Here is a 20,602-nt window from a genome sequence, read left to right as displayed (position 1 = left end):
TTGATGAAAATTTGGATAACATACCTATTTATTAATGAAGGTGATTGAAATGCCAAACGAAAACGGAGTGCTGCTAAATGATGTGAATCTACTCAAAAGCTTATTTTTTGATTTAATGATGAATGAAACCGATACAAAAAGTATTCACCATTTATATAGAGAGTTAATAAATATTATTAAACAAGCAACTTGTGCAAATATTGTTCGTTTATATTTATATGATAAATGGAAAGATTGCTATTTTCTAGAAGAAGCAACTACTCCAATTGATAAACAATCCCAATCCTATTCCCTTTCGAACGAATATTTAAATAAACTAAAAAAGAAAAACACCGTCAATTCGATTGTTTTACCAACCGATTGCTTGACAGGAATGAAAAACATTGAAACCTCTTACATTATACTATTAAAAAAACGTGGCACACCCCAAGAGGAATTTGGCTTTATCTATTTAGATTTTTCACCAGGTGGAAGTTATTTTAAAAGAAATGATTTTCTTGAAAAGATTGGTGTTGAAGCAGCAAAATTAGTAGATGTGTGGATGCGCTATTTTGCAGCTATTAATGAAGAAAGTCGCTATAAACAACTTTATCGTGTTACTGCCAAATTTCACTCTTCCATGGATATGGATGAAGTGTTAGCAGAAGTTATTCAAACTCTTCAAGAAGTTTACCCAACATTTGATTATGTATTACTTTTATCGCATGATACGACAACTGAACAAGGCTTGCCAATCCGCGATTTGCAATACGGATTCGATTCAGCCAATTCGGCAGCAGCTCAAGCTTATTTAACGGGTACGATTCAGTTTGAAGATTCATTGACAGATCGTAAATCTGTTTTATATGCACCGATGAAAGGTAGACAAGGAATTTACGGTGTTCTTCAAGTGACAGCACCAAATACCCTTGTTTTTCCGAAAAAGGAAGTTGGTTTTATTGAATTATTGGCGAATACAGCTGGAAGCGCGTTAGAAAATGCCCAATTATATCAACAATCACGGAACCTTATTTCCGATTTGCAGTTAATCAATAAAACAACCCACCGTTTAAATATGAATTTACGCTTAACGGACACGATTAATTTCATGACCGAGCAAATAAGAACATTGTTTGATGCAGAAGAAATAGGATTTTTATTCTTTCGTGAAAATGATCAATATAAGGTATTAACCGGAAGCTCTGACTATTTTTTTACCGACGATGCAAAAAAACTCTTAAACTATATAAACGATCGAGTGAAACAAGAAAAGGATGCGATTTTTATTGGTGATCTATCAGTAGATGAAAATATAATGGAAAAAGTATTTCGTTCATTGATGGTTGTTCCGATGATTCAAAGCGACCTTTTAGTAGGGGCAGTTTATGTATTGAATAAAGAGGCATATCATTTTTCTTTTGACAAATTTAAATTATTGCAATCATTGATCCATCATACGACATTAGCATTTACAAATTCTATGTTAAGAGAAAAATTAGAAAAAATGGTTATAACTGATCACTTAACAAAACTTTATAATCGGAAATATCTCGATGAAAAAATTCAACAAGCGATGAACACAGACGCACAAGGTGTATTTTTACTGCTCGATATTGATAATTTTAAATCAATAAATGACACATACGGACATAAGGTTGGCGATGATGTGATCGTTCAAGTAGCTAATATCATTAAAAGAAATATACGAAGCCAAGATATAGCAGCAAGATGGGGTGGGGAAGAGTTAGCTGTTTACCTGCCAAGAGCTGATTTGCAAACCGGCATAATGGTTGCCGAAAGGCTTGTGAGGAAGGTGGAAATGGATACGAACCCTAAAACAACTATCTCTTGTGGTGCAGCGGTTTGGAATCAAGATAATAAAGCTTCTGCGAATAAGTTGTTTAATCGCGCAGATGAAGCCCTTTATAAGGCGAAGCAGACAGGGAAAAATAAAGTTATTATCGATCAGATTGAAATTTAATAAAGTATTCCAATCTGCTTCTGGAAAATATTCATATTTGTCGAAAAGCTTAGGAAAGTGCGTAAGTTTTGTCGACAAAAACTTAAAGGATTTCCAGTTCTTAAGAAGAACATATTCTTCAAGTAGAACTGGGGTGATAGTTTAATGAAAGATGTGAAAAAAACAAAGCAAAAGGTGTTTGATGCGGCTGTTTCCATTTTTAATTCAAAAGGCTATAACGGCACATCCGTACGTGAAATTGCGGAAAAGGCAAATGTAAATATCGCTTTAATTTCCTATTATTTCAAAGGCAAAAAGGGATTACTGGAAGAATTATTTATAAGTTTTTTAGAGCAGTATTTAGTAGTTTTAGGGGATGCATTTAAAAAGGTGGACGTTTTGCCGGCAAAATCTGTCTTATGTAATATGGTGACTGCTGTGCTGAAATTCCAAAGTGAAAATCATCAATTAGCAAGGCTTGTTCACCGGGAAATTACGTTAGACACAATGCTTGTCCGGGAAATCATGTCCACCTATTTAACAAAAGAAAAATATTTTTTTCAAACAGTTCTTGAAGTTGGCATGAAGCAAAAAGAATTTAGAAAGCTGCCGCTTATGATTACGATCATGCAGTTAAAAGCTTTGTTAACGATGCCTTATTTACAGCCGCAATACATGATTGAAGTGCTACATCTGAACCCAGCAGAACCGTATTTTGTTTCAAAATACCAAAAAGAGATCTATCGATGGATTGAAGAAGACCTTTCGCTTCCAAGTGAAAGGCCTGCGTTATCAGTTGTCAATTACTCGCAACAAATTGCTAATTTTCCTTCAAAAGTGTAGGCGACGATAATTTAACATTTGAAACGAGGCGGTCATAGCCTTGATTTAAGTCCCTCGCCGTATGGGCATCTGACCCATATATGAGAGGGATTTTTTGTTTTGCTGCTTCTTTTACAATCCAATCCGGCGGATAAGGTTCTAAGCAAAATGGTTTATTAATACCTGCACCGTTATAGTCTAAAGCCATTTCTTTCTCTTTTATTAAATCTAAAATATGATAAATTTCTTTAGAAAAGTCTTTTTTGCAAGGGAATTTTTGTTGAAACTTATGGACAAGTGTCATATGGCCGATTCGTCTCGGTTTATATGGTCCTAAATCAGAAAGAATTGACTGCTTGATCAGCTCATAGTACATTTCATAAACCTTTTCAGTCGTTCCAATGATAGAGATAATTTTATCAAATTCTTCAACACTATAATCTAAGCAGTAATAAGCACCTTCGAAATGTAAAAAGTGAACTGATAAAATACTATCGTCCAGAAATTTTCCGTACTTGTTCAATAATTCTTTCGTTTCTTCTTCATAATGAATGATATAATCAACTTCCAGACCGATATTAATTTTTATTTTATTTTTGTATTTTTCTTTTAACAGTTGAAGATCCCCTACATATGATTCAAAAACATTTTCATCCATGGCGCTGTCTTTAGTAGGTGCTGGATCATCAAAGTTTTCCGGTAAAGGAGCATGCTCAGTAAATGATATTTCATGAAATCCTAAACGAATGGCCTGCTCAATATATTGTTCAAATGTGTCTTTAGACCCGTGTGGGCAATAAGGTGAATGTATATGTCCATCAGCTTTCATTACTGTCCTCCATTTTTCTGTATTTTTTTGAAAAAATTTGGGCAAAATTTTTGTTTACATGTTATCATAAAAGCAATGAAAGAGTATACTTCGAATTTTTAATTTATTTGTTCATAATCAAACTGTTACCTTCGAACAATGAAATCATGATAGATTATTATATGAAATCGAATGAAGGAGTAAGGGGCATCTATGGAGTACCTGTTGATAATAATACTACTATTAGTAGCAATCATCGTTTACGGATTTTTAAAAAGAAAGAAAATTTATGCTGAAGTAGATCGATTAGAAAGTTGGAAACTGCGAATATTGAATGAACCTGTAACGGATGAAATTGCGAAAGTAAAGCAATTAAATATGACTGGTCAGACGGAAGAAAAATTTGAATCTTGGCGGGTTACTTGGGATGAAATCGTTACGAATGAACTTCCAGCGATTGATGACTTATTATTTGAAGCTGAGGAAGCAGCCGATCGATACCGATTTAAAAAAGCGAATCAAATTAATCGCCAAATCCGGTCCATTCTTGAAGAAATCGAAAAGAAAATAGCGAATATATTGGAAGAATTGCAAGAGCTAATTGGAAGCGAGGAAAAAAACAAAGTAGAGATTGAAGAACTGAAAGGGTTGCTTAAGGAACAGAGAAAAATTTTGCTCGTTTCAAGACACTCATTTGGAAGTGCGATTATACAACTGGAAAAAAATTTAGAAGATATTGTTGATATGTTTCATCAATTTGATGAGGCAACAAAAGGCGGAAACTATTTAGAAGCACGGGAAATTGTCCTTAAAATCCGAAGCGAATTAGAAAATATTGCATGGAAAATTGATGAAATACCAAAGCTCCTTTCATATTGCCACCAACAGCTTCCTTCGCAAATACAAGATCTTAAAAATGGCAAAGAAGAGATGATTCAAGCGGGGTATATGATTGACCATCTCGAAATTGATAAAGAATTGGAAAAAATTGAAGGGGAAATTATTACTTATTTAAGAAAAATTGAGCAAAACGATATCGCCGAAGCGAAGGAAGGAATTGCCGATATTCAAGAACGGATTGAGCAAATTTATGATTGCTTAGAAAAAGAAGCTATTGCTAAACAAATCGTTACGAAAGAAACACCAATGCTTCAACCTCTTATTAATGAAATTGAAGATCAAGCGGAACAAGCAAAAATGGAGTCTGAAAGTGTACAACAAATATATCATCTGAAAGATAAAGATTTGGAAGACCAACGTAAAATTGAGAAAAAAGTTGCCCAAACGGTTGCCAAATATGAAGATTTGCTAAGAAGAATTGAGGAAAATATGGAACCGGCAACAAAACTTCGTGAAGAAATGGAAGAAATAAAAGGGAATATTAAAAGTATTAATGAATTGTACATACAGTTTTCCGAAATGATGCATACGCTCAGAAAAGATGAAAGAGAAGCGAAAGAGAAGATTGCTCAAATGAAAAAGATTCTCGTTGAGGCAAGAGCGTTAATTAGAAAGAATCATTTACCGGGGCTGCCTGTCAATTTACTTAAGGCTTTTGAGACGGCAGAAGCTAATTTAAAAGCTGTCTCTTATAAACTTGAAGAAACACCGCTTGATATGTATGCCGTAAATAACTTGCTCGAAGAAGCGCAAAATGCTGTCAATAAAGTTCATGAACAAACAGTAGAAATGGTTGAAAAAGCCATGCTAGTAGAACAAATTATCCAGTATGGCAATCGTTACCGGAGTAAAAATCCAGTTCTAGCAGCGCAATTGTTAGAAGCGGAACAAATTTTCCGGATGTATGACTATGATTTGGCACTGGAACAAGCTGCAACGGCTCTCGAAGAAGTGGAGCCAGGTGCTTTAAAAAAAGTTGAAGAGCTTATGAAGAGCCGTTCGATTTAATAAAGCTTCCGTTAAAAAATTTATAAAAATGAAATCCCGAAAGTAAAATCGGACTTGTAAGGGATCAAAAGATAGATAAGCAGAAAATTACCTGTTTTATCTATCTTTTTTTACATATTGTTTCTACTACAACAAAACCTGTCGTCTACGTTACTTCAAGAGCCGTTTTTATTAAATAAATTTACTTTTTCTTTATTTTGAGTGAACAAATTTTATCCCTCGGATCTAACCCACAGATATTTTCGGTACATCTGATCCACTTCCTGAAACACTCTTTCTTCATTATCACATTCAGCATAAACTTCAGCACTAATGAAATCGTAGTCAAAAATTGAGATCTTTAAATGTCTAAAAACAAAAAATACACCACTATAAACAGTGATGTACTCCATTATTATTTCCTGCACAGAATATTCAATGTCAATATGCCTCAGTTAATTATAAAGGACATTACCTTGTCCTTCAAATTACAGATTAGAGGCAGCTTTTTTACATTTATGTTTACGATACTTTTTTATATTTCTGTATTTTTTGTTGCTTTTTTTCCTTGAATGAAAATAAATAACCGATGGCAATACCGATTAAAGCAGGAACGATCCAGCCTACTCCTTCGTTATATAATGGCAATAGAACTGATAAAATTTGTTTCACCTTCTCGCCTGCAATACCACTATAGACAAGACCATCCCAAACGCTGACAAGAGCTGTACCGATGACGCCCCCGATATAAACATAACGAGATCCATTAAAGAAATTATTTAAGAATGCGAGAAATACCATTGTAATAGCGATTGGATAAATAACTAATAAAACAGGTAAAGATAGATTAATTAGCTGTGTTAAACCTACATTTGCAATTAACATACTAATAATGGATATTATAACTGCATATTGTCGATAGCTAAATTTAGGCCAAATTTTATGAAAATATTCCGAACAAGATGTTACTAAGCCTACTGAAGTAGTTAAACAAGCAAGTGTAATTGCTAAGCCCAACACGATATTTCCTGCTGCTCCATAATAATAAGCTGCTGATTTGGAAAGAATTTGTCCTCCATTATCGACATTACCAACAACCGAAGGACTAGTAGCTCCCAAATAGGCCAAAGAAATATAAACAAGCATTAAACCTAAGGCGGCTATAACCCCTGCTTTAATCGTTGCAGATGCAATTTTTTTATAATCTGTAACTCCAACTTCTTTCACTGCATTGATTACTACAATACCAAATACTAAAGCTGCAAGAGCGTCTAAAGTAAGATATCCTTCTATAAAACCTTTAAAAAAAGGTGCTGATTCATATGCTTCTCCTGGTGTAGAAAGTGGTCCCATTGGATTAATAAATGCTTGCACAACTAATATGGCAATTGTAATAAGCAGTGCTGGTGTTAAAATTTTTCCAATACTATCAACTAATTTTGATGGGTTAAGCGAAAGCCATAGTGTTAAACCAAAGAAGATAATTGTATAAATAAATAGGCTCATACTTGAAGAAGCAATTTCAGTTGGCAAGAGTGGTGCAGCACCAATTTCGAAGGCAACTGTACCTGTTCTTGGAATTGCAAAAATTGGTCCGATTGATAAATATAAAACAATTGTAAAAACAATTGCGAAAATTGGATGCACACGGGAAGCAAGTTTTTCTAAATCGCCACCGCTAATAGCAATTGCTGTAATACCCAATAATGGCAAGCCAACCCCCGTCATTAAAAATCCCAAAACAGCCGGCCATATATTGGTACCTGCAGCTTGTCCAAGGAGCGGTGGAAAAATCATATTTCCTGCACCGAAAAATAAAGCGAACAACATCAAACCGATTGATAATGTATGCTTAAAAGACAAAATAAAACCCCCTATTTGCTTAAATCTTTCAATAATTAAAATAAACACAACTTTATACATCATATCATAATTTTATGATAATTGATATATCGAAAAAATAATTAAATATTTCAAAAAGTTTAACAAGATTGAATTGTTTATACATAAATCAGGTAATATGGCTATTTATATTTCTTAATGATTAATTTTGTTTTAAGATTTTTCGTTATATTTTGATATTTCAATAAAATAACAACCTATTGAATGGTTGGTCTAACTATCCGTCTTGCGAACAACAAGTTCTCCAAATGTGGGAAATATGTTAACTTTATTTTAATTTACCTATATTTGTGCTATTATATGTAAATGCAAATTATTCGAAACTTAGGTGATTCGATGATTTATTTTGACAATAGTGCAACAACAAAACCGTATAAAGAAGTGGTTGAGGCTTATTTAAAAGTTAGTGAAAAATATTTTGGAAATCCTTCCTCTCTTCATTCATTAGGTAGTGAAGCGGAGAAATTGTTATCTCAATCAAGGATACTGGCAAGTTCTTTATTGGGAGTAAAACCATCGGAAGTCATTTTTACATCTGGTGGAACTGAAGGAAATAATGCGGCGATTAAAGGTGTTGCCATAGAGTACAGAAATCGCGGAAAACATTTGATAACATCAGCGGTTGAACATCCGTCCGTTTTAGAAGCATTTAAACAACTAGAATCTTTAGGGTATGATGTCACATACCTTGATGTTGACAAAAAAGGGCGTATTTCGATTGAGCAATTAAAAAATTCGTTGCGAGATGATACGATATTAGTGTCGCTAATACATGTTAATAATGAATTAGGTGCGATACAACCGATTATAGAAGTTGGACAATTGTTAAAAAAATATCCAAAAATATTATTTCATGTTGATCATGTTCAAGGAATTACGAAAGTTCCTTTATCGCTGAAAAATTCCGGCATCGATTTATGTACGATATCTGGGCATAAATTTCATGCTTTAAAAGGAACAGGGCTTTTATATATTCGTGAAGGAATTAAACTTGCGCCGCTTTTAAGCGGAGGCGGTCAAGAAATGTCTATTCGCTCAGGGACGGAAAATACTCCAGGTATCGTTGCGATGACAAAAGCTCTTCGCTTAGCATTTGAAAAAGCAAATAGTGGTGGAATTGAACATTTATGGCAATTAAAAGAGCGACTATCTGAAGGTCTTAAAAAAATAGATGGAGTCATCATTAATACGCCTGAGGAAAAAGAAAAGGCTGCACCACATATCATAAATTTTTCAGTTTTAAATATGAAACCAGAAGTATTAATTCAAGATTTAAGTAAACACCATATATATGTTTCCAGTCAGTCGGCTTGCTCTTCTAAGCTTTCTAAACCAAGCCGGGTATTGATGGCTTGTGGTTTAGGAGAAGAAAGGGCGAAAAGTGCAATCCGCGTTAGTTTTTCTTATGATAATACAATTGAAGAAGTAGATCAATTTTTAGACATATTAACAAATAGTATTTCTAATTTACAAAAGGTAATGGGGTAAAAAGTATGGAATATGATCATATTTTAGTACGTTATGGTGAGATGTCACTGAAAAGGAGAAATCGTTCAAGATTTGAGCAGGCACTAAAACAAAATATTAAACAGAAGTTAAAAGATTTTCCAAATATAACAGTTAATCGAACTAGAGATCATATTTATATCGTTTTAAATGGGGAAGACCATGTTAAGATAATGGAAATTCTAAAAGGTGTATTTGGGATCCAAAGTTTTAGTTTAGCTATTAAAACAAAAAGTGAGCTTGAAGCTATTAGAGAGGGAGCTTTAGCGGCATTTCTCGAAGCGGGTACGAACGCAAGGACATTTAAAATTACTGCCAAACGTGGTGATAAAGAATTTCCAATTACTTCTCAAGATTTAAATCATTTAGTAGGCAGTCATATATTAAAAAATGTTCCAGGGTTAAAAGTTGATGTTCACAATCCTGATGTGAATGTTCGCATAGATGTCCGACGAGAGATGACCTTTATTACTAGTAAAGTGGTAAAGGGAGCTGGAGGTTTTCCTGTAGGCACAAATGGCAAAGCGCTTTTGATGCTATCAGGAGGAATTGATAGTCCTGTTGCTGGTTATATGACAATGAAACGAGGCGTAAAAATCGAAGCGGTTCATTTTTATAGTCCGCCGTATACAAATGAACGAGCGAAGCAAAAAGTGCTCGATTTAGCGGCCAAGCTTTCCAATTATGGAGGAAAAATCCGCCTTCATATCGTTCCATTTACAGAAATTCAGCAAGAAATTCACAAATTCATTCCATCAAGCTATACGATGACAGCGATGCGACGCATGATGTTAAGAATTGCAGTTCGAATCGCGGAGAAAAACGGCGCATTGGCTATTGCGACAGGTGAAAGTTTAGGACAAGTTGCCAGTCAGACAATTGAAAGTATGCATGCGATAAATGAAGTTACAAATTATCCGATTATCAGGCCATTAATTGCTATGGACAAGTTGGAAATTATTGATATTGCCAAAAAGATTGATACTTTCGATATTTCAATACGTCCATATGAGGATTGTTGTACAATTTTTCTTCCATCCGATCCAAAAACAAAACCGAAAAAAGATCGTATCAATTACTATGAGACAAAATTAGAAAATATCGAAGATTTAATTGAAAAAGCGGTTAACGAAACTGAAACAATTGAGATTGATGTAAATTCAACGATGGTAGAAAAAGAAAACGAATTCCAAGACTTATTTTAGACGATTTCAAACAATTACCAGCTTCTTTTATGCATGAGAACATTTGCTTTTTCACACTCTATAAACACACCAACAAAGGAGGTGAAAAGCAAATGCCTAGTGCAAGAAGCAATAGCAGCAACCAATTGTTAGTTCCTGGTGTACAACAAGCTCTTGACCAAATGAAATATGAGATTGCTCAAGAGTTTGGAGTAAATCTTGGACCAGACACAACATCTCGTGCCAACGGTTCAGTAGGTGGAGAAATTACTAAACGCCTCGTATCTATGGCTCAACAGCAAATGGCTGGTTTCCAAGGCCAGCAATAATATAAAATAAAAATGAATAAGAATGGCTTTTGGGACAAGTTGGTTTGACTTGTCCCTTTTATATTGAAAAATTTTTATTTTTTTAAAAAAGTTGAAAATTTGTATTCTAAAAATTTAAAGTTTTTAGTACAATCATAATAAGGCTTTTTATTAACATAGTCATATTGATTGCGCAAAGAAACTGAGCGGCCGCTCGGTATTAATAATTAGCGGGGAGGAGACATTTATGCGGAGAGAAGATTTGTTAGCACCAGAATATTATAATATTGTACAAGAGGTTGAGCGCTTTGCAGTAGATCCTCAAAAGGTTGCAATTAAATGGGAAAATGAGCAAGGCGAAAAAGCTGAAATCACATATGTAGATTTAATGAAGCGAGTAAACAAAATTGGAAACGCTTTAATTGAAGCGGGGTTACAAAAAGGCGATAAAGTCATTATCATGGTTCCTCGTTTGATTGATGCATACGCCATTTATTTAGGGTGCTTAAAAGTCGGTATTGCCGTAAGTCCAGGTTCTGAGATGCTTCGCGAAAAAGACATTCGCTATCGTCTAACACACGGCGAAATGAAAGCGGTCATCAGCGTTGATAGTTTAGTAAACGAATTCGATCGAATTAATGATATTAATTTCCTTAAGTTTGTAATCGGCAAACCAACAGAAGGATGGCTGCATTTAAATTCATTAGAAGAAGCTGCTAGTGATCTTCTCGAAATCGCTGATACAAAAGCAGATGATATGGCCTTTTTGTCATATACATCAGGAACAACTGGAAATCCAAAAGGAGTTGTCCATACTCATGGGTGGGCTTATGCTCATTTGCGGACAGCAGCAAGCGGTTGGCTTGGTATCCGTGAGAATGATATCGTTTGGGCAACAGCTGCTCCAGGATGGCAAAAATGGATTTGGAGTCCGTTTGTTTCCGTGTTAGGTTCTGGCGCAACAGGATTTGTTTATCACGGAAAATTTGATCCTAATAAGTATTTGCAATTGCTTCAAGATTATCAAATAAATGTTCTATGCTGCACGCCAACAGAATACCGTGTAATGGCGAAAGTAAACAATATTGGCGATTATAAACTGTCTGGTCTCAGAAGTGCTGTTTCTGCGGGTGAACCGTTGAACAGAGAAGTTATTGATACTTTTAGAAAATATTTCAATATTACTGTTCGCGACGGTTATGGACAAACAGAGAATACATTGTTAGTCGGCGTTTTAGAGGGAATGGAAGTGAAACCTGGTTCAATGGGTAAACCAACTCCTGGCAATCGCGTTGAGATTATCAATGATGAAGGCGAACCATGCGGGGTTGGAGAAGTAGGAGACATTGCTGTTCATCGGGAAACACCGGCATTATTTAAACATTATTATAAAGACCCAGAACGGACAGCGATGCAATTCCGTGGAGATTGGTATATTACCGGTGACCGTGCTAGAAAAGATGAAGACGGTTATTTCTGGTTTGAAGGCCGCAGCGACGACATCATTATTAGCTCGGGATATACGATTGGACCATTTGAAGTTGAAGATGCATTAGTTAAACACCCAGCTGTAAAAGAGTGTGCAGTTGTCGCAAGCCCAGATGAAATTCGCGGTGCTGTCGTAAAAGCTTTCATCGTTCTAAGAGAGGGCGTAGATCCTAATCGAGAAGGATTAGTACAAGAATTGCAAGAACACGTTAAGAACTTAACAGCTCCTTATAAGTATCCGCGGAAAATTGAATTTGTTGAAGAATTGCCTAAGACAACGTCAGGAAAAATTCGACGTGTGGAGCTGCGTCAAAGAGAATTCCAAAAACAAACGAAATAAAATAAAATACAAGAAAAAAGGGGTCTAATTGCCCCTTTTTTACATTTTTATGCTCTTAGTTGAGACGTGCGAGTTAATATCAGTATAAAATTTCGGAAACAATGATTTTGTTCAAGAACTATGTAATTTTAAGTAAAAAAGCCACTTTAGTTCCGTTAGGAATCCTCTGGAATCAACTGCTCATTTTGTAGAACTTTTAGCTCGGAAAAAGTGATATTTTTAATTATAAAAACTTCCGCTTCACTTTTTGCCAAAATGAGTTGTCTTTTAATTTAATCGTTTTTATTTTTCGGTCACCTAAAGAAACTTCGATTTTTTCCACATGTTGAATGCTCAAAGCTTCGTTATCCATTCCGATGACAGGATAATCATTGCCATCTTGAGCTAACTTCAATGTTAGTTTTCTATCACCGCTTAATATAAAAGAAGCTCCTAGCGTACGGTAAGCATTATTGTTTAACGATGCTAACTCACTAACCTGGAAGCAAGGGAGCAGTGGATCGATGACAGCACCTTTTACAGATTTTGAATAACCAGTGCTTCCAGTTGGAGTTGAGACAATCATGCCATCCCCTCGGAACGTTTCAAAATATAAGTCATCGATATATACATCAAGTACGAAAGTTTTAATAATAGAAGAACGTACCGTACATTCATTTAAACAATAAAATGATGTATGTCCATCAATAGTTGCTAAAATTGTAGGATAACGGCGGACTTCCACATTGTTATTGATGATCGCATCGACAATTTTATCAGTATCATGAATAGAAAAATCAGCATAAAGCATAGGAATATTCGTATCATTAATTGCAATATATAAGCAATCTTCACGAAATCCGCTTTTGCGGATCGCTTGCAAAAATGTTCCATCGCCGCCAATACTTGCAATGATATTTGCTTTTCTGTAGTCATGCACAATGGTAAATCCATGGTTTTCCATAATTTTGAATAATGGTTTCAAAAGTTCTGCTGCTTTTTCGGTTGGCTTATAAAAAAAGAAAATATTCCGCAAATCTGACATTTTGTTAGTCCTCCTTTGATGTTAACCCTACATACTATATTAACATCTCACATAAAATTCAAAAGAGCGCATTTTTTAAGATTTTATTACAAGGGGTTGGTGCACTATTTTAAGATAAAGTTTGAAGAAACTTTTTTCAAATATTTTTTTATCAAATTCTATGCTAAAGGAGTATTTTATGAACAGTAAACGATGGATGGCTTTAGGATTAGCAACTTTACTTTTTTTCTTTTCTTTAGGTGTCAATGTACTTTCATCTTTAGCATTTGAAGAAATAGATGAATGGCAAGTTAGTTTTTTTAATGATTTTGACGAAGAATTTACAGAAACCGTCCTTGAAGCAGGTTCAGAGCAAGGAAGAATAGTTGTGTTGGAAATAAATGGCGTTATCCAAGATACGGGGGAGGTCGAATCATTTATATCAACGCCAGGATATCGTCACAAAACATTTATGAGAATGCTTGACCGGGCACAAAAGGATGCAAATGTGAAAGGAATAATAATTCGAGTAAATTCTCCCGGAGGCGGAGTGCTCGAAAGTGCAGAAATATATGATAAATTGATCGATATTAAAGAAAAACAAAGAAAACCAATATATGTGTCAATGGGCAGCCTAGCTGCATCTGGAGGTTATTATATTTCAACAGCAGCAGACAAAATTTTTGCCAGTCCTGAAACATTAACAGGATCGCTTGGGGTCATTATTCAAAGCATCAATTATGCCGAGTTAGCTAAACGGTACGGAGTAAAATTTGAAACGATCAAAAGCGGGCCCTATAAAGATATTTTAAGTCCAACGAGAGAAATGACGGAAGAAGAAAGAAAAATATTACAAGAGATGGTCAATCATTCTTACGAGGAATTCGTCAATGTCATTGCAACAGGAAGAAAGATGCCGGTTGAAAAAGTGCGAAAAATTGCTGATGGTCGAATTTATGATGGTAGACAAGCGAAGGATCTTGGACTTATTGACGAGTTCGGTTATTTAGAGGATGCCATTCGAGAGATGAAAAAATTGAAAGGGATCGGCGATGTCAGCGTCATTGAATATGAGCCTTCTTTTTCGTTGAATTCGCTGTTTAAAATGGCAAGCTACAAGCTTTTTTCAAATGATTTTGAAATCATTGGTTTAGCAAAATTATTAAACCAGCCTAATGCTCCACGTCTCATGTACTTATATACACGTTAATGAAAAAAGGAGGAATTGGGTGGATCATATCGTTGATGAATCATTCACCGAAAAAAAAGAACCATTAAAAGAATATAAGCAAACAGACAATTGGAAACCGGAAATACAGCACTATGTTGTCCTCGCTGGCTTTTGGATTCGGTTATGGGCTTATATATTAGATATGGTTGTTGTCGGGAGTTTGCATCGAATTTTTATATATCCATTGTTTCGCATGTTTGATATCCCATTATCAGAAACAAGCATGTTCTCTACAATCGTTATAGCAACGGCTGCTGTTATGTATGCTTACTTTATTCTAATGACAAAATTTTTCGGACAGACGCTCGGGAAAATGGTTTTCGGGATGAAGGTTATACATGAAAATTCTCAAAAACTAACATGGAGTACGGTTATATTTAGGGAATTAATTGGAAAATTTATTAGCAAAACTGTTTTATTCCTTGGTTTTATTGCCATTCTCCTATCAAGCAAAAAACAAGGGTGGCATGATTATTTTGCTGATACAATCGTTATTCAAGAACGGAAAGGTTTTTTAATCCCCTATTCTAGATATTAAATAAAAAAATAAAAAAGAAGCCTGCTCGTTCATTGAACAGCAGGTTTATTTAAAGTTTTGCGGGGTGATAATGGTAGAGAAAGGATGTGAAGGGATGATGTTGTTTTTATTAATAGTATTAGTAATTATTGTGTTACTTTTTCTTCTATCCTTTACAAAACTGAAAATAAAAGTTGATCTTAGCCACAATAATGAATCTAATCACTTTAAAATTACGATAAAGGCTTTATTCGGCCTCATCTCCTACACAATTGATGTCCCTTTATTAAAAATAGATACGGACCATCCGTCATTAATAGTAAAAAATGAGCAAAAAGTTGGGAAAAGTCATGTACCAATTTCGGAAAACACGAAAAGAATTACTGTAAATGATATTTTGAAAAAAATTGAACAAGTAAAAGAATTTATTGATCATGTCATCCACTTTCACGAAATCGTAAAAAAATTTTTGAAGAAAATTTCTATACATAAATTTGAATGGCATACATCATTCGGACTAGGTGATGCGGCACAAACTGGCATTGCAAGCGGTTTATTATGGTCAGCAAAAGGAACAATTGTTGGTTTATTAAGCAAAGCTATGAATCTAATGACGATGCCGCAGCTTTCGATAACCCCATCCTTTCAAGATCGTTTCGCAACCACCAGATTAATATGTATTTTTTCGTTTCGAATAGGGCATGCTATGGTCGGAGCATTCAGAGTCGTGAAATATTGGAAAAGTGTAAAAGGAGGCCAACGACATGTCAGAACATCCAATTCAAGGTTTGATGAATACAGCTATGGAAAGCTTGAAGCAAATGATTGATGTTAATACGATCATTGGCGATCCGGTTGAAACCCCTGATGGCAGTGTTATTTTAACCGTATCAAAAGTTGGATTCGGCTTTGCGGCCGGTGGTAGTGAATTTCAAATACAAGGACAAAATGGCGGAAGTGAAGGAAATAACCAAGGCCTTCCTTTTGGCGGCGGAAGCGGAGCGGGAGTTTCAATTACACCGATTGCTTTTTTAGTTGTTAATGCTTCCGGTGTAAAAATGATCCATTTAGATGAAAGCACCCACTTATTTGAAAGGCTGCTTGATTTGGCGCCGCAAGCTGTAGAAAAAATTCAAAGTATGATTAGTAAAAATAATAAAAATGGTGAAGATTTAAAGGAGGAAAAACAAGATCAGCCTCAAGGCAATAACGGAAATGAACAACTGCCTATTTAATCAAAAAGTTAGCTTAATGCTAACTTTTTAAATTTTTAGGTTTAACAATATGGAAATAGTGGTATTGTAGGAGTAGTGATGAAACTTATACAAGGAGGAAACATAGATGGCAAATGTAACTTTTAAAGGAAATCCTGTTACTCTTATCGGAAATGAAGTAAAAGTTGGTGATAAAGCACCAAACTTTACGGTATTAGCAAATGATTTATCAGAGGTAACATTAGATGATACAAAAGGACATGTACGATTAATTAGCGTCGTACCATCATTGGATACAGGAGTTTGTGATGCGCAAACGAGACGCTTTAATGAAGAAGCTTCAAAGCTTGATAATGTAAAAATTTTAACAATCAGTGTTGATTTGCCATTTGCGCAAAAACGTTGGTGCGGAGCAAATGGAATTGAAAATGTTCAAACATTATCAGATCACCGTGATCTTTCATTCGGGGAAGCATATGGGGTTGTTATTAAAGAATTACGACTATTAACACGTGCAGTATTTGTAGTAGATTCTTCTGATACAGTTACATACGTAGAATATGTAACAGAAGCTACTAACCATCCAAACTATGAAGCGGCTATTGAAGCTGCCAAAAACGCAAAATAAAGTGACAAAATGGGGCTGTCGATTGAGACAGCCCTTTTCTAATGTTAAAATACTGCTCGGAAATATTTTCTGAGAGGAGGATACAGGTGGATTCAATGTTTGGTGATATTGAAAAACTATTTCAAGTCTTTGACCATTCGACGACATTAATTATGAATGAAAGTAATAAAACTTATTTGGAAGCTTTGGCTGAAACAGGGGAAAATTTGTTTGAAGGTCAAGTGTTGCAAAATTTATCGAAGAATACAATAGAAAAGCTCATGAATGAGTATGAAAAGATAAATTTAGAACAAATTCCAAACGAAACGATTCGAAAAGCATTTCAGTTGGCAATTTTAAAAGGAATGAAGGAGGCCGTTCAACCGAATCATGAAATGACTCCTGATGCTGTTTGTCTTTTTATGAGCTATTTAGTAGATAAATTTACACACGACAAACAGATGTTTCGTTTACTTGATCCAGCTTGTGGAACAGGAAATTTACTAACAGCCATATTGAATAATTCGAAAAAAAAGATTCAAGCTTACGGCATTGAATTTGATGAAACATTAATAAAATTGGCCTATATCGGAGCTAATTTACAAAAGCATGAGATCGAATTGTTTAGACAGGACGCGCTTCAGCCTTTATTCGTAGAGGACGTTGACTTAATCGTAAGCGATCTACCAGTCGGTTATTATCCAAATGACGTTGTTGCCTCTGAATACGAACTAAAATCATCTGAAGGCCATTCTTTTATTCATTATTTATACATAGAAAAAAGTTTGCGCCATTTGAAAGAAGGCGGCTATTTAATAGCAATGATTCCAAATTTCATGTTTGATGGTGAGACGGCCAAAAATTTGCATGAATATATTAAGAAAAATGCAGTCATTATCGGATTGCTGCAACTTCCATTATCATTGTTTAAAAATCATAAACATGCTAAAAGCATATTTATTTTACGGAAAAGAGGAGAAAATGTTCAACCTCCGAAACAAGCGCTCTTAGCGGAACTTCCTAGTTTTTCAAAAAAAGATGCAATGAAAGGAATGGTCCGCATGATTGAAAATTGGTTTCGTGACAATCTTTCATAATTAAATTTTTTATTTCGTCAACATGTAAAAATTTATACATCATAGAATGAGTTAGGAAAAGGAGTTGACCGCTTCATGGCTAAAATTTTAGCAGTAAATGCAGGAAGTTCATCGTTAAAATTTCAATTATTTGAAATGCCGAGCGAACAAGTTTTAACAAAAGGACTTGTTGAAAGAATTGGATTAAAAGATTCCATTTTTAGTATTACTGTAAATGGAGAGAAATATAAAGAAGTGACAGACATTTCAAACCATGCTGTCGCTGTTAAAATGCTTCTTGATAAATTGATTCAACTAAATGTCGTTTCTTCACTAAATGAGATCGAGGGCATTGGCCATCGTGTTGTCCATGGCGGTGAAAAATTTAGCGACTCCGTACTAATTACTGATGAAGTTATCGAGACGATTGAACAATTATCTGAATTGGCGCCATTGCATAATCCAGCAAATCTTGTTGGTATTCGGGCGTTTAAGGAAGTTTTGCCAAATGTTCCGGCTGTGGCAGTTTTTGATACAGCTTTTCATCAATCAATGCCGGAGCAATCTTTTTTGTATAGCTTGCCTTATGAATATTATAAAAAATTTGGGATTCGAAAATACGGCTTCCACGGCACATCTCATAAATATGTGTCAGAGCGTGCTGCGGAACTGTTAAACCGACCGCTCCATACCCTTCGGTTATTATCATGTCATCTCGGAAATGGGGCAAGTATAGCTGCTATACAAGGTGGGAAATCCATTGATACATCGATGGGATTTACACCGTTGGCCGGGGTGACGATGGGAACACGTTCAGGAAATATAGATCCAGCTTTAATTCCGTATATTATGGAAAAAACGGGAAAAACTGCTGATGAAGTGCTAGAAGTTCTTAATAAACAAAGTGGTTTGCTTGCTATTTCAGGTTTTTCAAGCGACCTTCGTGATATAGAGGCTGAAGCTGAAAAAGGAAATGAACGCGCCCGTCTTGCCCTCGATGTGTTTGCTTCTCGCATCCATAAATATATCGGATCTTATGCTGCAAGAATGGGAGGGGTAGACGCAATTATCTTTACTGCCGGCATCGGGGAAAATAGCGATGTTGTCCGGGCGCGTGTTTTACAAGGCCTTGAATTCATGGGTGTTTATTGGGATGAAGAATTAAATAAAGTCCGCGGGAAAGAAGCGTTCATCAATCAGCCGCAATCTCCAGTGAAAGTGCTTGTGATCCCGACAAATGAGGAAGTTATGATTGCGAGAGACACTGTACGTCTTGCGTTATAAAAGCTTCTTTGATCTTCCATTTCGTGAGTCAACAAGGCAAAATAAAAGTATAAGTAAGTTAGGAAGGTACTATCCAATTATAGGGGGACGTTGAATGAAATGGTCGGATCGTGAAAAGCAGGTTTATCAGGATATTGCCTCATGGGAGCGTACTTTATTCGAATATATTCCGAGCGATATCGAACGCACCATTGATAAGTGGGTGGAAGCCAGTTTCAATAAGCTTGATGAAAATATTAAAGAGCAATTTTTCAAAAACTTGGATCAGTGGCTATTTCATCTTCATGCTTTTATCCAAGGGTCCGATTCACAAATACAAGCGAAAGAGCATTTATTAAAATCTGCACGTGTACTTGATGAAAGCATCAAAAAAATATCAGATATGAAAAGGTTGACGATCGATCAGCTTTCTTATTTAGCAGATCAACAAATTGCCAAATACCGTATTTATTCTCTTATGCAAGGCGGGCTTGCTGGTACTGGAGGCATCCTATTAGGGGTAGATATTCCAGCAATTATTGTTTTAAACTTGAGAGCTGTTCAAAATATTGCCCTTGTATATGGATATGATGTCAACATCCCGTTTGAAATGATGACTTCTTTAAAAGTCTTTCATGCGGCGACATTACCTAAACGAATGCGGGCAGAAGGATGGTCAAAGCTTTTAGAAGAAGCGCAGCAATTTGATGAACAGCTTTATTATTTTTACGAAAAAGATGAGCAATTAACAAATGAAAGTTGGCTTGAACAACCATTGATTCAAATAATGAAATCAATCGTGATTATGATGTTTAGAAAAAAACTAATCCAAGGTCTCCCGTTAATCGGAATGGCTGTCGGCGCTGGCATGAATTATCGGCTATCACGTCAAGTAACGGAATTTGCTAATCGTTACTATCAGATGCGATATTTAATTGATAAAAACAAATAAAGAAGTCTTGAGGTGATTTCGTGAGCGTTTTAGAACATAAAAAAGAAGCACCTAAATCTGTTCGCTGCATGGTTATTACCGTTAGCGATACTCGTACGGAAGAAACCGATAAAAGCGGCGCCTTAATGAGGACTTTGCTTCAAGAACACGGACATGAAGTGATGAATTATTTAATTGTTAAAGACGAACAAGCAGAAATTAAGCGTGCGATCATAATGGGGTGCCTTGATGAAAAAGTGGATGTAATACTAATCAATGGCGGCACAGGCATCGCCAAACGGGATGTGACCATTGAAACCGTCCAAGAAATTATTGAAAAAGAAATGGTCGGTTTTGGAGAAATATTCAGGATGCTCAGTTATACCGAGGATATTGGATCTGCAGCGATATTAAGCCGGGCGATTGCCGGTGTTGCAATGGGGAAAGCGATTTTTTCAACACCAGGTTCATCCGGTGCAGTTAAACTTGCGATGAACAAATTAATTTTGCCAGAACTTACTCACGTCGTACGTGAAATACGGAAAAACAAATAAAAAGAAGCAGCGGTTTCCGTTG

19 protein-coding genes are annotated in these 20,602 nt (G+C 35.5%); 16 read left to right on the top strand and 3 right to left on the bottom strand.

All coding sequences use genetic code 11. From position 1 onward, the window contains the following. Positions 1-49: 49 nt before the first annotated feature. Both HR057_RS05940 and refZ read left to right on the top strand, forming a co-directional pair. On the top strand, positions 50-1,960 hold the full coding sequence (locus HR057_RS05940; RefSeq protein ID WP_173730518.1) for a sensor domain-containing diguanylate cyclase: 1,911 nt from the start codon (positions 50-52) through the stop codon (positions 1,958-1,960). A gap of 144 nt (positions 1,961-2,104) precedes the next feature. Beyond that, the gene (gene refZ, locus HR057_RS05935) at positions 2,105-2,782 is read left to right on the top strand and encodes a forespore capture DNA-binding protein RefZ (RefSeq protein ID WP_173730517.1); all 678 of its coding nucleotides are present in this window, start codon (positions 2,105-2,107) and stop codon (positions 2,780-2,782) included. Here refZ and hisJ read toward each other — a convergent pair. Then, a complete protein-coding gene (gene hisJ, locus HR057_RS05930; RefSeq protein WP_173730516.1) occupies positions 2,760-3,590 on the bottom strand; it encodes a histidinol-phosphatase HisJ in 831 nt (276 codons plus the stop codon). The genes refZ and hisJ overlap by 23 nt on opposite strands. Before the next feature lie 192 nt (positions 3,591-3,782). Between hisJ and ezrA the strand changes: the two genes are divergently transcribed. Next, the gene (gene ezrA, locus HR057_RS05925; protein ID WP_173730515.1) at positions 3,783-5,477 is read left to right on the top strand and encodes a septation ring formation regulator EzrA; all 1,695 of its coding nucleotides are present in this window, start codon (positions 3,783-3,785) and stop codon (positions 5,475-5,477) included. Positions 5,478-5,978: 501 nt separating this feature from the next. Here ezrA and brnQ read toward each other — a convergent pair. Beyond that, the gene (brnQ, locus tag HR057_RS05920) at positions 5,979-7,379 is read right to left on the bottom strand and encodes a branched-chain amino acid transport system II carrier protein (RefSeq protein WP_173730514.1); all 1,401 of its coding nucleotides are present in this window, start codon (positions 7,377-7,379) and stop codon (positions 5,979-5,981) included. A 315-nt stretch (positions 7,380-7,694) separates the two neighbouring features. Between brnQ and HR057_RS05915 the strand changes: the two genes are divergently transcribed. From HR057_RS05915 to mbcS, 4 genes are all read left to right on the top strand, one after another. Further along, positions 7,695-8,846 carry a cysteine desulfurase family protein gene (locus HR057_RS05915; protein ID WP_173730513.1) on the top strand — a complete coding sequence of 384 codons (1,152 nt, stop codon included), beginning with the start codon at positions 7,695-7,697 and terminating at the stop codon, positions 8,844-8,846. Between the two features lie 5 nt (positions 8,847-8,851). Beyond that, positions 8,852-10,069: a tRNA uracil 4-sulfurtransferase ThiI gene (gene thiI, locus HR057_RS05910; protein WP_173730512.1), complete on the top strand. Its 1,218-nt coding sequence runs from the start codon at positions 8,852-8,854 to the stop codon at positions 10,067-10,069. A 92-nt stretch (positions 10,070-10,161) separates the two neighbouring features. Continuing rightward, positions 10,162-10,377: an alpha/beta-type small acid-soluble spore protein gene (locus HR057_RS05905; RefSeq protein ID WP_173730511.1), complete on the top strand. Its 216-nt coding sequence runs from the start codon at positions 10,162-10,164 to the stop codon at positions 10,375-10,377. A gap of 226 nt (positions 10,378-10,603) precedes the next feature. Beyond that, positions 10,604-12,184, top strand: coding sequence for an acyl-CoA synthetase MbcS (mbcS, locus tag HR057_RS05900; protein WP_173730510.1), 1,581 nt, complete (start codon positions 10,604-10,606; stop codon positions 12,182-12,184). 223 nt (positions 12,185-12,407) lie between these two features. Here the strand turns inward: mbcS and HR057_RS05895 are convergent, their stop codons facing one another. Further along, entirely contained in the window at positions 12,408-13,208 is an 801-nt protein-coding gene (locus tag HR057_RS05895) for an NAD kinase (RefSeq protein WP_173730509.1), read from the bottom strand. A 178-nt stretch (positions 13,209-13,386) separates the two neighbouring features. On the opposite strand from HR057_RS05895, the gene sppA reads away from it, so the two are divergent. The 9 genes from sppA (at position 13,387) to HR057_RS05850 (ending at position 20,580) form a co-directional block, all read left to right on the top strand. After that, positions 13,387-14,397, top strand: a complete 1,011-nt coding sequence (gene sppA, locus HR057_RS05890) for a signal peptide peptidase SppA (protein ID WP_173730508.1) — start codon at positions 13,387-13,389, stop codon at positions 14,395-14,397. A gap of 19 nt (positions 14,398-14,416) precedes the next feature. Further along, the gene (locus HR057_RS05885) at positions 14,417-14,956 is read left to right on the top strand and encodes an RDD family protein (RefSeq protein WP_329955845.1); all 540 of its coding nucleotides are present in this window, start codon (positions 14,417-14,419) and stop codon (positions 14,954-14,956) included. A gap of 70 nt (positions 14,957-15,026) precedes the next feature. Next, positions 15,027-15,764: a DUF2953 domain-containing protein gene (locus HR057_RS05880; protein WP_173730506.1), complete on the top strand. Its 738-nt coding sequence runs from the start codon at positions 15,027-15,029 to the stop codon at positions 15,762-15,764. Further along, the gene (ytfJ, locus tag HR057_RS05875; RefSeq protein WP_173730505.1) at positions 15,700-16,170 is read left to right on the top strand and encodes a GerW family sporulation protein; all 471 of its coding nucleotides are present in this window, start codon (positions 15,700-15,702) and stop codon (positions 16,168-16,170) included. Before HR057_RS05880 ends, ytfJ begins: the two co-directional genes overlap by 65 nt. Positions 16,171-16,276: 106 nt before the next feature. Beyond that, positions 16,277-16,777, top strand: coding sequence for a thiol peroxidase (gene tpx / locus HR057_RS05870; protein ID WP_173730504.1), 501 nt, complete (start codon positions 16,277-16,279; stop codon positions 16,775-16,777). A 95-nt stretch (positions 16,778-16,872) separates the two neighbouring features. Continuing rightward, positions 16,873-17,853, top strand: coding sequence for a class I SAM-dependent methyltransferase (locus HR057_RS05865; protein ID WP_173730590.1), 981 nt, complete (start codon positions 16,873-16,875; stop codon positions 17,851-17,853). A 75-nt stretch (positions 17,854-17,928) separates the two neighbouring features. Further along, complete coding sequence (locus tag HR057_RS05860; protein WP_173730503.1) at positions 17,929-19,116, top strand: acetate kinase; 1,188 nt, start codon at positions 17,929-17,931, stop codon at positions 19,114-19,116. Positions 19,117-19,210: 94 nt separating this feature from the next. Further along, entirely contained in the window at positions 19,211-20,047 is an 837-nt protein-coding gene (locus HR057_RS05855) for an EcsC family protein (RefSeq protein WP_173730502.1), read from the top strand. Positions 20,048-20,067: 20 nt separating this feature from the next. After that, positions 20,068-20,580 carry a MogA/MoaB family molybdenum cofactor biosynthesis protein gene (locus HR057_RS05850; RefSeq protein ID WP_173730501.1) on the top strand — a complete coding sequence of 171 codons (513 nt, stop codon included), beginning with the start codon at positions 20,068-20,070 and terminating at the stop codon, positions 20,578-20,580. Positions 20,581-20,602 lie beyond the last annotated feature (22 nt).

Source organism: Calidifontibacillus erzurumensis (assembly GCF_013303125.1).
In the GTDB taxonomy this organism is placed as follows: domain Bacteria; phylum Bacillota; class Bacilli; order Bacillales; family Bacillaceae_J; genus Calidifontibacillus; species Calidifontibacillus erzurumensis.
Note: the sequence above shows the minus strand (reverse complement) of the source record. Positions and strands in the feature narration are given on the sequence as shown.

Coding starts and splice junctions, on each gene's coding strand:
- HR057_RS05940 (WP_173730518.1), top strand. CDS start 50: ATGCCAAACGAAAACGGAGTGCTGCTAAATGATGTGAATCTACTCAAA.
- refZ (WP_173730517.1), top strand. CDS start 2,105: ATGAAAGATGTGAAAAAAACAAAGCAAAAGGTGTTTGATGCGGCTGTT.
- hisJ (WP_173730516.1), bottom strand. CDS start 3,590: ATGAAAGCTGATGGACATATACATTCACCTTATTGCCCACACGGGTCT.
- ezrA (WP_173730515.1), top strand. CDS start 3,783: ATGGAGTACCTGTTGATAATAATACTACTATTAGTAGCAATCATCGTT.
- brnQ (WP_173730514.1), bottom strand. CDS start 7,379: ATGTATAAAGTTGTGTTTATTTTAATTATTGAAAGATTTAAGCAAATA.
- HR057_RS05915 (WP_173730513.1), top strand. CDS start 7,695: ATGATTTATTTTGACAATAGTGCAACAACAAAACCGTATAAAGAAGTG.
- thiI (WP_173730512.1), top strand. CDS start 8,852: ATGGAATATGATCATATTTTAGTACGTTATGGTGAGATGTCACTGAAA.
- HR057_RS05905 (WP_173730511.1), top strand. CDS start 10,162: ATGCCTAGTGCAAGAAGCAATAGCAGCAACCAATTGTTAGTTCCTGGT.
- mbcS (WP_173730510.1), top strand. CDS start 10,604: ATGCGGAGAGAAGATTTGTTAGCACCAGAATATTATAATATTGTACAA.
- HR057_RS05895 (WP_173730509.1), bottom strand. CDS start 13,208: ATGTCAGATTTGCGGAATATTTTCTTTTTTTATAAGCCAACCGAAAAA.
- sppA (WP_173730508.1), top strand. CDS start 13,387: ATGAACAGTAAACGATGGATGGCTTTAGGATTAGCAACTTTACTTTTT.
- HR057_RS05880 (WP_173730506.1), top strand. CDS start 15,027: ATGGTAGAGAAAGGATGTGAAGGGATGATGTTGTTTTTATTAATAGTA.
- ytfJ (WP_173730505.1), top strand. CDS start 15,700: ATGTCAGAACATCCAATTCAAGGTTTGATGAATACAGCTATGGAAAGC.
- tpx (WP_173730504.1), top strand. CDS start 16,277: ATGGCAAATGTAACTTTTAAAGGAAATCCTGTTACTCTTATCGGAAAT.
- HR057_RS05865 (WP_173730590.1), top strand. CDS start 16,873: ATGTTTGGTGATATTGAAAAACTATTTCAAGTCTTTGACCATTCGACG.
- HR057_RS05860 (WP_173730503.1), top strand. CDS start 17,929: ATGGCTAAAATTTTAGCAGTAAATGCAGGAAGTTCATCGTTAAAATTT.
- HR057_RS05855 (WP_173730502.1), top strand. CDS start 19,211: ATGAAATGGTCGGATCGTGAAAAGCAGGTTTATCAGGATATTGCCTCA.